Source organism: Variovorax sp. UC122_21 (assembly GCF_044056785.1).
Lineage (GTDB): Bacteria > Pseudomonadota > Gammaproteobacteria > Burkholderiales > Burkholderiaceae_C > Variovorax.
On the sequence record NZ_CP172004.1, the window covers coordinates 5,688,093 to 5,703,160 of the forward strand.

Here is a 15,068-nt window from a genome sequence, read left to right on the forward strand (position 1 = left end):
TCGACGCAAGCCGCGCCACGCGCACGCCGCTAAGCTGGACTTTCCATCCGCCACCCGAGGAAGACCATGCCTTCATCCGCCGCCGCAGCGAAGAAAACCGTCCGCATCGGCGGCGCCTCGGGCTTCTGGGCGACAGCATGGTGGCCGCACCGCAACTGGTGCAGCACGGGCGGCTCGACTACCTGGTGTTCGACTACCTGGCCGAGACCACGATGGCGATCCTGGCCGCGGCGCGCGCGAAGAAGCCCGAGCTCGGCTATGCCACCGACTTCGTCGAGATCGCTATGAAACCGGTGCTCGCCGAGATCAAGCGCCAGGGCATCAAGGTGGTGAGCAACGCGGGCGGCATCCATCCGCAGGGCTGCGCCGCCGCGCTGCGCGCACTGGCCGAGGCCCAGGGCGTGCCGCTGCGCATCGCGGTGGTCGAGGGCGACGACCTCGGCGCGCGCATGGCCGAACTGCGCGCCGCGGGCACGCGCGACATGTTCACGGCCGAGGCCCTGCCCGAGAAGGTGCTGAGCGCCAACGCCTACCTGGGCGCGCTGCCGATCGCCGCCGCGCTGGCCGCGGGCGCCGACGTGGTGATCACCGGCCGCTGCGTCGACAGCGCGGTCACGCTCGGTCCGCTGATGCACGAGTTCGGCTGGCAACCCGGCGACTTCGACCGGCTGGCCTCGGGCAGCCTCGCGGGCCACATCATCGAATGCGGCTGCCAGGCCACGGGCGGCCTGCACACCGACTGGGAAGACATTCCCGACTGGGCGCACATCGGCTACCCGATCGTCGAATGCCATGCCGACGGCAGCTTCGTCGTGACCAAGCCCGAGGGCACGGGCGGCAAGGTGATCCGTGCCGCGGTGGCCGAGCAGCTGCTCTACGAGATCGGCGACCCGGGCGCCTACCTGCTGCCCGACGTGAGCTGCGATTTCCGCGAAGTGACGATCGAGCAGGAAGGCCCCGACCGCGTGCGCGTGGGCCCCGCGCGCGGCCGCGCGCCGACCTCGGCCTACAAGGTCTCGGCCACGCAGCTCGACGGCTTCCGCTGCGCGGGCAGCCTGGTGATCGTGGGCATCGACGCCGAGCGCAAGGCGCGGCGCACGGCCGAGGCGATCCTCGAGCGCACCGGCGGCATCCTCGCGCGCCTGGGCCTGCCGTCCTTCACGCGCAGCCACATCGAGGCGATCGGCGCCGAGAACGCTCTACGGCCCGCATGCGCGCACCCACGGCGTGCGCGAGGCGATGATGCGCGTGGCGGTCGACCATCCGCAGAAGGCCGCGCTCGAGATCTTCGCGCGCGAGATCGCGCCCGCGGGCACCTCGTGGTCGCCGGGCACCACGGGGCCCGGCGGCGGCCGGCCTTCCGTGTCGCCGCTCATCAAGCCCTTCGCCTTCCTGCTCGACAAGGCGCAGGTGCCGGTGTGGTTCGAGATCGACGGCGAGCGGCGGGCCGTCGCGATCCCGCCGGGCACGGGCGATGGCGCCGCGCCGCCGGTGGCGGAACCGCCACCCTTCGCCGACGACGGCGGCGAACAGGTCGAGCTGCGGCTCATCGACCTGGCCTGGGCGCGCAGCGGCGACAAGGGCGACCTCTCGAACATCGGCCTGGTGGCGCGCCGGCCCGAGTGGCTGCCGCTGCTGTGGTCGCGCGTCACGCCCGAAGCGGTGCGCGCCTACTTTGCGCACCTGGTGCACGGCAGGGTCGAGCGCTTCCACCTGCCGGGCATCGCGGCGATGAACCTGCTGCTGCACGGGGCGCTCGACGGCGGCGGGCCCTCGTCGATGCGCCTGGACCCGCTGGGCAAGGGCATGGGGCAGATGCTGCTCGACATGCGGGTGAAGGTGCCGCGCGCGGTGGCGCAGGTGGCGCAACGGCGCTGAAACGGGGGCGGCGGCCCGCGCGTGGGATGCTCGAAAACCGTCCGGGCCGAGCTCGGCCGGTCCTGAGCTTGTCGAAGGATCGAAGCCTTGCGCGAGGCTTCGACAGGCTCAGCCCGAACGGTCTTGGGTCTGGGTCAGGTCAGCTCAGGCCTGCGCCTCGGTCAAGGCCTGCGCCGCGACCACCGCCTCGGTGCGGTTGCGCACGTTGAGCGCGCGGAAGATCGCCGCGAGGTGGATCTTGACCGTGCCCTCGCTGATGCCGAGGCTGCGGCCGATCAGCTTGTTGGGCTTGCCCTGCGACAGCAGCTGCAGCACCTCGACCTGCCGCTCGGTCAGCACGTTGCGCAGGTGCTCGAGCGTCTGCGAGGCGGCCGGGGCACCGGGCGCGCGCGCGGCGTCGGGCTGCGGCGCCACGCCGGCCACGATGCCCGGCGGCAGCGCGGTCAGCATCATCGGCGGCACGTAGACGCCGCCGGCCAGCACCAGCCGCACGGCCGACAGCATGACCTCGGGCGAGTAGGCCTTGGGAATGAAGCCGAGCACGCCGCGCTCGAGGGCGGCGCGCATGATGGCCGGGTCTTCGTAGCCCGACAGCACGATCACCGGCACGGCCGGATGACGGCGGCGGATCTCGTCGATGTGGGCCTGCCCGTCGGCGCCGGGCATGTTGAGGTCGATCAATGCCAGGTCGAGGTCGTCGGTGGCGCCGGCGAGCAGCTCGTCGACGCTCATGACCAGCACGAACTCGATGCCGGGCTCCAGCTCGGACAACTTGGCCTTGACCGCCTCGATGACGAGCCGGTGGTCGTCGGCGATCAGAATTTTCATGGCTTAACCCCAGCGTGCATTGACTCAGCGACCGCCGACGATACCGGCGAATGCCCGGCGCAGCAAGGCTGGCGCGCTGCCCGAACGGCATAGGCCCCAAGCGATATGGCGCCTTGCGGGCCCGCTGAGAAGAATGGTCGCCAACCCGAAGGAAGCGAGACATGGGCATGTGCCAACGAAGCCGGCGCCGGTGCAGGGCATCTCTCGGGCGGCGCCCCGCGCTGCCTGCGGCCTGAGCCGGCACGCGTGTCTTCATGGCCCGCCTGATCGACTGCCATTCGGCCTTCGTCTCGTTCGGGCTCGCGCTCGATGCCGCGATCGCCGCGAACCGCCCCACGCTCGACCACGACGCCGCGCAGCGCCAGGCCCGCCTGCTGCTCGACGAGGCGCGCGAACGCGCGCGCGCGAGCGCGACGCCGCTGTCGCCCGCGCAACTCGAATCGGCCGCCTTCGCGATGGTCGCCTGGATCGACGAGATCCTCGCGCGCCACCCGGGCGCGGCCCAGGGCGCGGCGCCGCTGCAGGTGCAGCTGTTCGCCTCGAACAACGCCCACAGCGAGTTCTTCCACCACCTCTCGGCGCTGGGCGCGCGCGACGACGAGGTGCGCGAGGTCTACTGGCATGCGCTGGCGCTGGGCTTCAAGGGCCAGTACTACTTCGAGCACGGCGACCGCGGCGAGCTCGGCAAGCTCAAGGACCTGCACGGGCGCCAGCTGCGGCTGCCGCCGCTCGCGCTCGGCAGCCTCGCGCAGCAGCGCATCACGCCCCAGCCCTACGCCGAGCCCGATCCGCCCGCCGCCATCGACATGCACCGGCGCGACCGCTCGATGCTGCGCGCGAGCGCGGCGCTGGCGCTGCTGGTGCCGCTGCTCTACCTGCTGTGGGCCTGGCTGGCCGGCGCGCCGCGGCCCGAGGCCGACCTCGCGCAGCGCGTCGAGCAGCAGTTGCAGGGCTACGCCTGCGCCGACCTGGCCGTGGCGGTGGAGGCCGGCGGCACGCTCAAGGTCAGCGGCTTCGTCTCGCTGCCGGCCGACGTGGCCAACGTGCAGCACGACGTGGGCCGGCTGCCGGGCGTGAAGGCGGCGCGCTTCGAGCTCGGCGTGCGCGTGTGGCCGCACTGCGAGGTGTTCGCGATCCTCAAGCCCTACCAGGCACGCAATGCCGACAAGGCCTACGGCCTCGGACTGGCCCTGCCCTCCGCGCGGCAGGGGCGCCTGCGCGAGGGCGACAACGTGCGCGTGGAGGTGACCGCGCCGCGCCACGACAGCGTGCTGTGGGTCGACTACTACACGGCCGACGGCTCGGTGATGCACCTCAACGCGGGCCAGGCGCCGACCCCGGCTGCGCGCCGGCGAGAAGCTCGAGCTCGGGCGCGACATCCCTTCGAGCTGGCTCGTGAGCCCGCCCTTCGGCAGCGTGCTGGTGACCGTGATCTCCTCGCCGATGCCCTTCCACGAGACCGCCGACCGGCCGCCGTTCGAACTGGCCTCGGCCTACCTGCTGCAGCTGCGCGAGGCGCTCGCGGCCAACAAGGGCGGCGATCGACTGGTCGCCGACTTCGTGTTCCTCGAGACCGAGGCGCGCTGAGCACCGCGCCGCCGCCATGCACACCCTGCCGCCCGCCCACCTCTTCTGGCCGCTGTTCGCGCTGTGCGCGCTCGGCTTCGCGGTGCTGTGCGCCGTGGTGCGCGATGCCGGCCGCGGCGCGCGCCGGCGCGCGCTGCAGCAGCGCATCGCCACGCTGCGGCCGCCCTCGCGCGCGGCCGATGCGCAGGCGCTCGAGCGCCTGCACGAGGCGATGGCACGCGCGCAGCAGCGGCTGCGGCTGGCGCCGCGTCCGCGCGCGGCCGGCGAGAAGCTCGACGACGAGGACTTCGGCCGCTGCGCGACGCCGGGCGTGCCGTGGCTGCTGTTCCTCGGCGACGCGGCGGCCGGGCTGCCGGGGCTGCTCGCGGCCTCGCCGCTCGACGCGGACCCGTCGGACGACGCGCCGATCGGCCCGGTGCGCAACGGCTGGCGCTGGTGGACCGGCGGCGCCATGGCCGCGATCGAGATCGACGCGCGCGTGCTCGAGGACCCGGCCGACGCGCCGCAGTCGCGCGCCCTCTGGCTCGCTTCGCTGCTGGCGGTGGCCGAGCGGCGCGAGCGCATTCCATTGCACGGCATCGTGGCCTGCATCGGCGCGCAGGCGCTGCGCGAGGCACCGGCCGATGCGGTCGCCTTCCGCGCCCGCGTCGCGCGGCTGCGCCGGCTGGCCGAGGAAGCGGGCCGCACCTTGCGGCTGCAGCTGCCGTTCTATCTCGTGGTGACGGGCCTCGAAGGGCTCGAGGGCTATGGCGCGCTGCGCGGCACGCTGCCGCCCGAGGTGCTGGCGCAGGCGCTGGGCCATCGGCTGCCGCTGGAGAGCGCGGCGACCGACACGCGCGGCGCCGCCGAACGGCTCGACGCGGCCTTCGAGCCGCTCGCCGCGCGGCTGCATGCGCTGCGCATGGGATTGCTGCGCGAACAACCGGGCGCCTCGGGCCGGCTCGCGGTGCATTCGTTCGTGGAGGGGGTGCGAAGCCTGCAACCGGGGCTGCGGCTGGCGGCCGAGGCGCTGTTCGACAGCCATGGCCGCAAGGCGCGCGAGGCCCGGGGACTGCGCTGGCGCGGCCTCTACCTGACGGCGGCCGGCGGCGCGGCGGGCGGCAACGGGGCCTTCACGGGCGACCTGTTCCATCGCTTCCTGCCGGCGGACCCTTCGCTGGTGCGGCCCGGCCGGCTGCCGCCGTCGGCGCACGACACGGGCATGGACGCGATGTGAACGCGGCCCGTGCGTGCCGTGCGTGCCCTGTGCAGCGCCTACTTCTCCTTGATCGGCTCGGCCTTCTGATCGATGCGGATCTGGCGCGCGCCGTAGGTCACGGTGATGGTGTTGATCTTGCCGACCTCGAGCGGGCGCACCTCGCGCCAGCGCGCGCGGTCGAGGTCGCGGAACGCGCCCATCACGCCGATCATCTTGGCGTCGGGCTGCAGCACGAAGTCGAACTTGCGGCTCTCGCCGGGGCGCAGCAGCGTTTCCTCGCGCTGCACCAGCTCGGCGCCGAGCGTGGCCTGGTCCTTCTCGAACAGCGAGAAGAAGTCGGCGCCCTCGAAGGCACCCGGCGTCTTGAGGATGTAGGCGCGCACGGTGAGCGGCGATGCGCGGCCGCGCGCGTCGGGATCGGCATCGGGGGCCCGCCACCAGCGTCAGCGACACCGGCGTCTTCACTTCGGGTGGCGGCTTGCTCGCGCAGCCAGCGAGAAAGAGCCCCGCGGCAGCGAGGCCGAAGGCCGCCACGTGCCGGCGCGAAGCCGTGGCCAGCAGGCCTCCATAGGACGAATGGTGTGTACCGAGCGCTCGCATGCTATTCCCTTCGTTGCATTGACCGGTTGAGAGGCATCTTTCGATTATCACCAGCCACATTCAACAGGCAACATGCTCACCAACGAACTCGCAGATGCACTGCTCATACCGATCGGCGACAGCGCGCCGAGCGGCACCGACCTCGAGTACGACGCGGACTTCACCGCGCTCGTGACCGCGTCGCAGGGCAAGCCCGAACAGCAGTTCGGCGACACCGTCATTCCCGCGGTGGAGCCGGACTGGCGCAGCGTGGCCGAGCAGTCGGACGCGATCCTGCGCCGCAGCAAGGACGTGCGCGCCGCCGTGCTGATGCTGCGTGCCGCCACCCGGTTGCAGGGCGTGCCCGGCTTCGTCGCCGGCCTGCGCCTTCTGACCGGATTGCTCGACCGCTTCTGGGACGGCATACATCCAACGCTCGATGCCGACGACGACAACGATCCGACGATGCGCCTGAACGCGCTCGCGCCGTTGAACGACGAGACCATGGTGCTGCGCGACCTCTACGACGCCCAGGTGGGCGCGGCGCCGGGCGTGGGCTCGATCCCGCGTGCGCGACATCGCGGTGGTCCAGGGCACGCTCGCGGCGAACGGCGAGCCGCTCTATTCCGCGCCGCAGCTGCAGGCCGGCCTCGAGGCCCTGCAGGCCGCGCAGCCCGAGCGCATCGAGGCCGCGATCGGCGCGCCGGCCCTCATCGACCAGCTGCAGGCGCTGCTGGTGGAGCGCACCGGCCGTTCCGATGCCATCGACCTGGGCGCGCTGCGCACCATCGCGCGCACCGTGCAGAAGGCCTGCGGCGCCGCGATCGGCGCGCCCGAGGAAGCCGGCGCGGCGGACGCGGAGGACGGCGGCGAAGCCGTGGCGGGCGGTGGCGGTGCACGCCCCGCGGCCGCGCGCGGCGAGATCCAGACCCGCGAGGACGCGCTGAAGATGCTCGACCGCGTGATCCGCTTCCTCGAGACCACCGAGCCCGGCAATCCCGCGCCGCTCCTGATCGAGCGCGCCAAGAAGCTGATCGGCGTGAGCTTCCTCGAGATCATGGCCAACCTCGCGCCGAACGCGCTCGACACGATCGAGAACGTGACCGGCCGCCGCGCTTCGGATTGAGGCCTCCCGCCTCTTCTTCCTCGTCCCCTCCCCTTTCCATCCCTGGATCGACCCACCCCGTTTCACCCCCGCAAGGAGCATCGCCATGGCCAAGAGCAGTCAGAAATTCATCGCCCGCAACCGGGCGCCCCGGGTGCAGATCGAATACGACGTCGAACTCTACGGCGCCGAGAAGAAGATCCAGCTGCCCTTCGTGATGGGCGTGCTGGCCGATCTGTCGGGCAAGCCCGCCGACCCGCTGGCGCCCGTGACCGACCGCAAGTTCCTCGAGTTCGACGTCGACAACTTCGACTCGCGCATGAAGGCCATGAAGCCGCGCGCGGCCTTCGCGGTCGAGAACTCGCTGACCGGCGAGGGCGAGCTCAAGGTCGAGCTGACCTTCGAGAACATGGAGGACTTCTCGCCCGCCGCCGTGGCCCGCAAGGTCGGCGCGCTCAACAAGCTGCTCGAGGCGCGCACCCAGCTGTCGAACCTCGTCACCTACATGGACGGCAAGAACGGCGCCGAGGAACTGCTGGCCAAGGTGCTCGAGGACCCGGCGCTGCTGCAGTCGCTGGCCGCGACCAAGAAGCCCGAGGACGGCACCACCCCGCCGGCCGCCTGATCCCTGTCCCTTTCCGACTTCCACATCCGGTTCACGAGGAGTAACCCACCATGGCCGAAGCACTCGAACAGAGCGCGTTAAAAGACGTCGCGTACGCGGGCAGCGACTTTTCGTCGCTGCTGCAGAAGGAATTCAAGCCGCGCAGCGACGAAGCCAAGAGCGCGGTCGAAGCCGCCGTGCTCACGCTGGCCCAGCAGGCGCTGGCCAACACCGAGGTCATCGGCAAGGACGTCACGAAGTCGATCCAGTCGATGATCGCGGCGATCGACGCCAAGCTCACCGAGCAGGTCAACCGGATCATCCACCACCCCGACTACCAGAAGCTCGAGAGTGCGTGGCGCGGCCTGCACTACATGGTGAACAACACCGAGACCGACGAGAACCTGAAGATCCGGGTGATGGACATCTCCAAGCAGGAGCTCGCCAAGAACCTCAAGAAGTTCAAGGGCGCGGCCTGGGACCAGAGCCCGATGTTCAAGAAGATCTACGAACAGGAATACGGCCAGTTCGGCGGCGAGCCCTTCGGCGCGATCGTCGGCGACTACCACTTCGACCAGAGCCCGCCCGACGTCGAGCTGCTCGGCGAGATGGCCAAGATCGCCGCCTCGGCCCATGCCCCCTTCATCACCGGCGCGAGCCCGAACCTGATGCAGATGGAGTCGTGGCAGGAGCTCGCCAACCCGCGCGACCTGACCAAGATCTTCCTCACGCCCGAGTACGCCGGCTGGCGCTCGCTGCGCGAGTCGGACGACGCCAAGTACCTGGGCCTGTGCATGCCGCGCTTCCTGGCGCGCACGCCCTACGGCGCCAACACCAACCCGGTGGAGGAGTTCGACTTCGAGGAGGACACCGCCGGCGCCGACCACAGCAAGTACGCCTGGGCCAACGCGGCCTATGCGATGGCCACCAACATCAACCGCTCGTACAAGCTCTACGGCTGGGGTTCGCGCATCCGCGGCATCGAGTCGGGCGGCGCGGTCGAGAACCTGCCGCTGCACACCTTCCCGAGCGACGACGGCGGCGTGGACCAGAAGTGCCCGACCGAGATCGCGATCAGCGACCGGCGCGAGGCCGAGCTCTCGAAGGCCGGCCTGCTGTCGCTGATCCACCGCAAGAACTCCGACTTCGCGGCCTTCATCGGCGCCCAGTCGCTGCACAAGCCGGCCGAGTACGACGATCCCGACGCCACCGCCAACGCCAACCTGGCCGCGCGCCTGCCCTACCTGTTCGCCTGCAACCGCTTCGCGCACTACCTCAAGTGCATCGTGCGCGACAAGGTCGGCTCGTTCAAGGAACGCGACGAGATGCAGCGCTGGCTCAACAAGTGGATCATGAACTACGTCGACGGCGACCCGGCGAACTCGTCCGAGGTCACCAAGGCCCAGAAGCCGCTGGCCGCGGCCGAGGTGGTGGTCGAGGAGGTGGAAGGCAATCCCGGCTACTACTCCTCCAAGTTCTTCCTGCGCCCGCACTACCAGCTCGAGGGCCTGACGGTCTCGCTGCGCCTGGTCTCCAAGCTGCCGTCCGCCAAGGGCGCGGCATAGGCCATCGGGCGGGTTTGAAATCCCGCCCGCTTCTTCGTTCTGAGATCACTACCGGCCGAAGCCTCATCCGCGGCGGCCGGTAGCCCCGAAAAAACCTTCTCTTTCGTCAACCATCGCCCGCGCATCGCAGGCATCACAGGAGTAGCAAGATGGCATCCGATTTCCACATCAAGTTCGACGGCGTCACCGGCGAGGCCACCCACAAGGATCACAAGGACGAGATCGAGATCCTGTCGTGGTCGTGGGACGTGGCGAACACCTCCGGCGCGGCATCGGGCGGCGGCTCGGGCAAGGGCAAGGCCCAGCCCGGCACCTTCAACTTCGTCCACATCTTCGACAAGGCCTCGCCCGTGCTGGCCAAGAACTGCGTCAGCGGCAAGCACTTCAAGGACGCGATCCTGACCTGCCGCAAGTCCGGCGACGGCCAGGGCGAGTACCTCAAGATCACGATGAAGGAAGTCTTCATCTCGAACGTGGCCCCGGCCGGTTCGCAAGGCGGCGACGTGCTCGAGAACGTGGTCGTGACCTACAAGGACATCGAGTTCGCCTACAAGGCCCAGAACGACAAGGGCGCCACCACCGGCGACGTCAAGTTCGGCTGGAACGTGGCCACCACCGAGACCCGCTGAGATCCCCCCGGGGGCTTCGCCGCGCGAGCGCGGCAAGCTCCACGCCATTCGGCCCGCGTCCTCTGCTCGAGGGCATCGCGGGCCGTTTCCATTTGTGCGGGAGATAAGAAGAAGGGAGAGGAGGCGGCGCGCGCCGCCCGTTGCGTCAGCCGAGGACGGTGTCGTCGGGATCGCGCGGCTCGGGCTGCGCCTCGACCGGCAGCAGCCGCGTCTCGTCCTCGGCGGCGTCGATCACCCACAGCGTGAGCGCCGTGTAGTTGTCGTGCCCCGGCTTCGCGCGCGCGACGATCTGCGCCTCGATCTGCTCGACCCACTGGCTGGGCGTGCGCGAGGCATGCAGGGTCTCGACCAGGCATTCGTCGCCCAGCGGCTCCCACACGCCGTCGCTGCACAGCAGCAGCACGTCGCCCGGCAGGAGCCGCATGCGGTCCGACACCGCGATGTCGGGTTCCTCCTCGAGCGAGCCCAGCGCCGACAGCAGCATGTTGCGCTGCGGATGCAGGCGCGCGCCCTCCTCGTCGAGCATGCCGCCGGCCACCATCTGCTGCACCAGGCTGTGGTCGGTGGTGCGCGCGACGATCGCGCCGCCGCGGAACAGGTAGGCCCGGCTGTCGCCGCTGTGCACCCAGGCCAGCGCATGGATCTCGAGGTCGATCGCCGCGAACACCACCGTCGAGCGCATGCCCGCGAGCGTGCCGCCCTCGGCCTGGCGCGTCACCACGTCGCGGTTGGCCTGCTCGATCAGGGCGCGCAGCACGCCCGCGTCGAGGCTGGGGCCGGCCGAGACGCGCCCAGCACGCTCGCGCGCACCGTGGCCGCCGCCACGTCGCCGCCGCCATGGCCGCCGGCGCCGTCGGCCACCAGGCAGGCGACATGGCGCTCGTCGTGCCAATGGCCGTGAACGTCTTCGTTGTAGCTGCGGCCGCCCTGGCGGGACAGCGTGACGATTTCGATTTCCAAGCGGGGCTCCTCGCGTCGGTCGTGCGTGTCGTGGGTTCTTGTTCTGGCTGCAGCGGTCGCGCGCGCCTCAGTCGTCGGATTTCAGGCGCGCCATCTGCGCCTCGTAGGCCTCGAGGAAGGCCTTGCCGAACAGGTTGTGGAAGTCGTCCTCGGCTTCCGTCGCGATGCCGCCGTACAGCGCCACGAACTGGTCCCACAGCTTGGCCTTGCGGTTGGCCGCGAACAGCGCGTCGAGCGCCGACTTCGAGCTGATCTTCTTCTCGAGCTCCTCGGGCTCGAAGCGCGCGATGACGTGCGCCAGCGCCGCGCGCAGGCCGACCATCACGCCGAACTGGTGCGCGCGCAGGTCGTTGAAGGCATCGCGCATCGCGGCCTCGGCCGGCATGAAGCCGCGCACGCCCGGGCCCCAGCAGGTGCGCCAGCGCGACCTCGACCGTGGGCGAGAACTTCAGCGGGTTGTTGGCCTGGGCCGCGATCATCGTGACCTCGGCGCGCACCTCGCGCTTGAACTCCTGGCGCGTGAGCAGCAGCTGCAGCGTGCCCTCGGTGGCGCTGCGCAGCATCGAGCCGATACGCTCCATCAGGCCCGGCGTGAGCATCTCGGGCGGCTGGTGCGTGCCGCCGAGGCCGCGCAGGAAGGCGGCCAGCAGTTCGTCGTCGCTCGCGATGCGCTCGACGGGCGCGGCGGCGACAGGGCCAGGCGCGGGCGCGCGCGGTGCGGGCGCCGGTGCCGGCGCGGACAGCGGCGGCAGCGGGCGGCCCGCGGTGTCGGGGCCGCTGATGCGGATCGGCAGGCCCGTCATGTCGTCGAAGGCGGGCAGCTCGGGCAGCGGCGCGGCGCGCGGCACGGGCGCAGGGGTGGGCGCGGGGATGGGTGCCGCGATCGGTGCGGCCGGCGGCGTGATCGCCTTCGGCGGCGTGAAGCCGAACTGCTCGATCGGCAGGTGGTCGGAACGCGCCATCGGCGTGGCCGGCGCGGCGCGCTGCAGCGCGGCCAGCGGGTCGGCATCGTTCGCGGTGTTGGGCTGCAGCAGCGGATCGGCCAGCGGCGACAGCGCGAGCGGATCGCCGCCGATGCCGCCGGCACCGGCCGTGCCGCCGAACAGCGCGTCGATGCTCGCGGCCTTGCCGTGCGCGGGCGGCGTGCCCAGGTCGGAGAAGTCGTCGAGCGCGCCGAGGCCACCGGCGGGCGCCGAGGCAGGGTCGGGGCCGAGCAGGTTGGCGAAGGGATCGATCTGCGCGGCCTGCGCGTTGCGCGAACCGGTGGCCATGGGGTCGGGGAACAGCAGCGAGTCGGCTGACGGCGATGACGACGACAACGACGACGACGACGACGACGACGGCGCGGGCGACCGGCCCGGCGCGGGTGCGGGCGCGGCCGGCGACCCCAGGCCCGCGAGCAGGTCGGCGAAGGGATCGTCGCTGCTCGCCGCGGCGGATGCCGGCGCCGGTGCCGACTTCGCGCCCGACAGGCCCATGATGGTTTTCGGGAATCGCGAACGCTGCCGCGGCAGGTGCCGGCGCGGGCGCGGCGGCCTGCACGCGCACCACGAGCTCGAAGCTGCCGACCACGAGGCGGGCGCCGTCGACCAGCGCGGCTTCGTTGCCGGGCCCGAGCGGCTGCCCGTTGCACTGCATCGGATTGCTGCCGCGATCGACGATGAAGTACCGGCCGTCGCGGCACAGCACCTGCGCATGCACGCGCGACACGGTGCGGTCGGGATCGTCGAGCACCAGTGCATTGCTCTCGGCGCGGCCGATGGTGCCGCCGGCGGGACCGAACTCGGCGGCCAGGGACGCCCCCGTCGGCACGCCCTGGCGGGAGATAACAGCGATCTGGATCATGAACCGGCTCCCGGGCGACGCCCAAACACCGCCCGCCTGCGCGGGCGCGGCAACTCGCAAGGAGTATTCATTCGGTGGGGGCGCATTGGCAATCTCGCCTTAAGAGATAGGCCGTTTCCGCCGCCGCGCTCAGGGCGCCAGCAGCAGCACCAGCGCCTGGCTCGGCACGAGGCGAACGCCCGGGCAGTTGGTGCTGTTCTGCAGCGACACGCTCGTCAGGCGCGAGGCCGGCATGCCGTTGAGCAGCACGGTGAAGGCGCCGGTGACATGGCGCGACGGTCCCATCACGGTGCCCGAGGCCACGCCCATGTTCACGCCCACGTTGTCGCCGTTGGTCATCGGGATGGTGGTAGCCAGGTTGTGGGCCGGCATGCACATGAACAGGATCGTGGGGCAGTTCGGAATCGCCATCGGCCCCATCGCGATGTTGGGATAGGGGATCGGCACCGGTCCGGCGGGCGTGGGCGTGAGGCAGACATCGGGAAATCCCATGTCGGTGCCCATCATCTGGCAGTTGGCGAACATGGCGCGACCTCAGCCGAAGTGGATCTGGCCGCCGCGCGCCTTGACCAGCTGCTCGCCCTCGATCAGCGCGTGCTCGGCGTGGATCTGCAGCAGCTGCTTCGCCTGCAGCTCCAGGTGCTGCGCCTGCGTGCGGTCCAGGCCCTCGGTGGTGCGCAGGTGTTGCCCGGCGTGGTGGTGCGCGCGATCGAACAGGGTCGACAGCGTGGCGCCGATCGCCTTCATCGCGCCGCCGATCAGGTTCAGCCGGTCGCCGACCGCGTCGGCCTGCTCGCACTGCAGCCGCACCTGCGGCGCGGCGAGCTCGAGCGCCTCGGACGCACGCGCGCGAAGCACAGGCGCCTCGAGCGCCAGCGATCCCTCGCTGCGCAGCACCACGTCCTGCGCGCCCTCGCGCTCGAGCACGGACATCACCCACCACTGCGCGCCCTCGTCGAGCAGCGCCGCCACCGTATCGCCGCGCCGCAGCGCGACCAGGCAGCTGAAGGCCTGGCGCGCGGACACCTCGTGCGTGCCGACGCGCAATCGCAGGCCGGTGGCCGGATCGGCCGAGACGGTGGCACGGTGCCAGCCGGTGGCCGGGGCGGCCGGAGCCTTCGGCGCGGGCGACGCGACCCGGGTGGCCCGGCGCGTGGAAAGAAGGGTGGTCATGGTGTTGCCTCGGGAAGAACGATGAACGGGAACCGCCTCAGGCGGCGCTCCATTGCTCGGCGCGCGCGAGTTCGGCATCGGTGCCGAGCGCGCGGCTGCGGTCGGTGAACTGCGCGTCCTGCAGCTGCGCGGCATGGAAGACGGCGCGGAACAGCTCGGCATCGCGCAGGTCGGCGCCCTGCAGGTCGGCATGGCGGAAATCGGCGTAGGTGCAGTCGGCGGTGACGAACACGGCACGGGCCAGCCTGGCCTGCGCGAAATGGCACTGGTGCAGCCGCGCGCCGCCGAAGTGCGCGCCCGGCAGCACGGCGCCGGTGAACAGCGACTGCGTCAACTGGGCCTTCGTGAAGCGCACGCCCTCGCCCGCCGCGTCGCAGAAGATCGCATGCGGCGCCTTCACCTCGGAGAAGTCGCAGCCATCGAGCTTGGCGCCCTGGAAGTTGCACTGGTTCAGCTGCACGCCCGCGAAGCTGCTGCCGCCGAGGTCGGCGCCGTTGAACTGGCACCCCTCGAGCCGGCAGCCATCGAAGCGGCGGTTCGGCAGCACCTGGTTCGAGAACACCGCGCGGGTCATCGAAGCCCCGGCCCAGGTCATGCGTGCCAGGTCGCAGCCGGTGACCACCGTGTGCAGCCACTGCGTGTGGTCGGCATTCACGTCGAGCAGCTTCGAGCTCGAGAACACGGTCGATTCCAGGCCCGCGCGCTGCATGCCCGCATGGTCGAGCACGCAGCCGTGGAAGCGCGCCATGCTCAGTGCCGCGTCGCCGAACTGCGCATGCGACAGGTCGCACTCGTTGAAGGTGGCGGTGTGCAGGTTCGCATTGCGGAAGTCGGCGTGGTCGAGCTTGCAGCGGTTGAACACCGCATGGCGCAGGTTGGCGCCGGCGAACAGCGTGCCGGCCATCGCGCACTGGTCGAACACGGCTTCGCGCACGTCCGCGCCGCGCAGGTCCGCGCCATTCCAGCGGCAGGCTGTGAACAGGCCGCCGCCGAGAAAGCTCTTCGCATAGTGGCCGCCTTCGAAGTCCTGGCCCTCGAAGGTCTCGCCCAGGCCGGCGCCCAGCGACAGCAGTTCCGCGCTCACGCTCATTGAAATGCTTTCGTGCTTCGCACCGCG

The 15,068-nt window shown here is 71.1% G+C and carries 14 protein-coding genes and 5 pseudogenes; 9 read left to right on the top strand and 10 right to left on the bottom strand.

The window, feature by feature from the left end; all coding sequences use genetic code 11:
- The first annotated feature begins 66 nt into the window (after positions 1-66).
- Positions 67-1,878: pseudogene (locus ACHMXE_RS39515) on the top strand (acyclic terpene utilization AtuA family protein).
- 144 nt (positions 1,879-2,022) lie between these two features.
- Here the strand turns inward: ACHMXE_RS39515 and ACHMXE_RS39520 are convergent.
- On the bottom strand, positions 2,023-2,706 hold the full coding sequence (locus tag ACHMXE_RS39520) for a response regulator transcription factor (RefSeq protein WP_209542390.1): 684 nt from the start codon (positions 2,704-2,706) through the stop codon (positions 2,023-2,025).
- Between the two features lie 254 nt (positions 2,707-2,960).
- Between ACHMXE_RS39520 and ACHMXE_RS39525 the strand changes: the two are divergent.
- From ACHMXE_RS39525 to ACHMXE_RS39535, 3 genes and pseudogenes are all read left to right on the top strand, one after another.
- Positions 2,961-3,539 (top strand): annotated as a pseudogene (locus ACHMXE_RS39525) (DotU family type IV/VI secretion system protein); the annotation flags it as partial.
- A 562-nt stretch (positions 3,540-4,101) separates the two neighbouring features.
- Positions 4,102-4,293 carry a hypothetical protein gene (locus ACHMXE_RS39530; protein ID WP_395349057.1) on the top strand — a complete coding sequence of 64 codons (192 nt, stop codon included), beginning with the start codon at positions 4,102-4,104 and terminating at the stop codon, positions 4,291-4,293.
- Positions 4,294-4,309: 16 nt separating this feature from the next.
- The gene (locus ACHMXE_RS39535; RefSeq protein WP_395349058.1) at positions 4,310-5,509 is read left to right on the top strand and encodes a type VI secretion protein IcmF/TssM N-terminal domain-containing protein; all 1,200 of its coding nucleotides are present in this window, start codon (positions 4,310-4,312) and stop codon (positions 5,507-5,509) included.
- 38 nt (positions 5,510-5,547) lie between these two features.
- Here ACHMXE_RS39535 and tssJ read toward each other — a convergent pair whose 3' ends face one another.
- Positions 5,548-5,874: a type VI secretion system lipoprotein TssJ gene (gene tssJ, locus ACHMXE_RS39540; RefSeq protein ID WP_395349059.1), complete on the bottom strand. Its 327-nt coding sequence runs from the start codon at positions 5,872-5,874 to the stop codon at positions 5,548-5,550.
- Positions 5,875-6,163: 289 nt separating this feature from the next.
- On the opposite strand from tssJ, the pseudogene ACHMXE_RS39545 reads away from it, so the two are divergent.
- The 5 genes and pseudogenes from ACHMXE_RS39545 to ACHMXE_RS39565 form a co-directional block, all read left to right on the top strand.
- Positions 6,164-6,505: pseudogene (locus ACHMXE_RS39545) on the top strand (ImpA family type VI secretion system protein); the annotation flags it as partial.
- Between the two features lie 133 nt (positions 6,506-6,638).
- The gene (locus tag ACHMXE_RS39550) at positions 6,639-7,196 is read left to right on the top strand and encodes an ImpA family type VI secretion system protein (protein ID WP_395349060.1); all 558 of its coding nucleotides are present in this window, start codon (positions 6,639-6,641) and stop codon (positions 7,194-7,196) included.
- A gap of 85 nt (positions 7,197-7,281) precedes the next feature.
- Positions 7,282-7,800, top strand: coding sequence for a type VI secretion system contractile sheath small subunit (tssB, locus tag ACHMXE_RS39555; RefSeq protein WP_093350860.1), 519 nt, complete (start codon positions 7,282-7,284; stop codon positions 7,798-7,800).
- Positions 7,801-7,850: 50 nt separating this feature from the next.
- Complete coding sequence (tssC, locus tag ACHMXE_RS39560; RefSeq protein ID WP_203204146.1) at positions 7,851-9,344, top strand: type VI secretion system contractile sheath large subunit; 1,494 nt, start codon at positions 7,851-7,853, stop codon at positions 9,342-9,344.
- 149 nt (positions 9,345-9,493) lie between these two features.
- Positions 9,494-9,973, top strand: a complete 480-nt coding sequence (locus ACHMXE_RS39565) for a type VI secretion system tube protein TssD (RefSeq protein ID WP_209542386.1) — start codon at positions 9,494-9,496, stop codon at positions 9,971-9,973.
- Positions 9,974-10,118: 145 nt separating this feature from the next.
- Here the strand turns inward: ACHMXE_RS39565 and ACHMXE_RS39570 are convergent, their stop codons facing one another.
- From ACHMXE_RS39570 to ACHMXE_RS39605, 8 genes and pseudogenes are all read right to left on the bottom strand, one after another.
- Complete coding sequence (locus ACHMXE_RS39570) at positions 10,119-10,730, bottom strand: PP2C family protein-serine/threonine phosphatase (RefSeq protein ID WP_395349061.1); 612 nt, start codon at positions 10,728-10,730, stop codon at positions 10,119-10,121.
- Complete coding sequence (locus ACHMXE_RS39575) at positions 10,715-10,933, bottom strand: hypothetical protein (protein ID WP_395349062.1); 219 nt, start codon at positions 10,931-10,933, stop codon at positions 10,715-10,717. Before ACHMXE_RS39575 ends, ACHMXE_RS39570 begins: the two co-directional genes overlap by 16 nt.
- A gap of 67 nt (positions 10,934-11,000) precedes the next feature.
- Entirely contained in the window at positions 11,001-11,330 is a 330-nt protein-coding gene (locus tag ACHMXE_RS39580; RefSeq protein ID WP_395349063.1) for a type VI secretion system-associated FHA domain protein, read from the bottom strand.
- A 58-nt stretch (positions 11,331-11,388) separates the two neighbouring features.
- A pseudogene (locus ACHMXE_RS39585) lies at positions 11,389-12,630 on the bottom strand (type VI secretion system-associated FHA domain protein); the annotation flags it as partial.
- A pseudogene (locus ACHMXE_RS39590) lies at positions 12,557-12,778 on the bottom strand (FHA domain-containing protein); the annotation flags it as partial. The pseudogenes ACHMXE_RS39590 and ACHMXE_RS39585, both read right to left, overlap by 74 nt.
- A gap of 129 nt (positions 12,779-12,907) precedes the next feature.
- Positions 12,908-13,303 (bottom strand): DUF4150 domain-containing protein, encoded by a 396-nt coding sequence (locus tag ACHMXE_RS39595; protein WP_203204143.1) that lies wholly within the window; start codon positions 13,301-13,303, stop codon positions 12,908-12,910.
- A 9-nt stretch (positions 13,304-13,312) separates the two neighbouring features.
- Positions 13,313-13,951, bottom strand: coding sequence for a DUF3540 domain-containing protein (locus ACHMXE_RS39600; protein ID WP_395349064.1), 639 nt, complete (start codon positions 13,949-13,951; stop codon positions 13,313-13,315).
- Between the two features lie 37 nt (positions 13,952-13,988).
- On the bottom strand, positions 13,989-15,041 hold the full coding sequence (locus tag ACHMXE_RS39605; protein ID WP_395349065.1) for a pentapeptide repeat-containing protein: 1,053 nt from the start codon (positions 15,039-15,041) through the stop codon (positions 13,989-13,991).
- Positions 15,042-15,068: the final 27 nt, after the last annotated feature.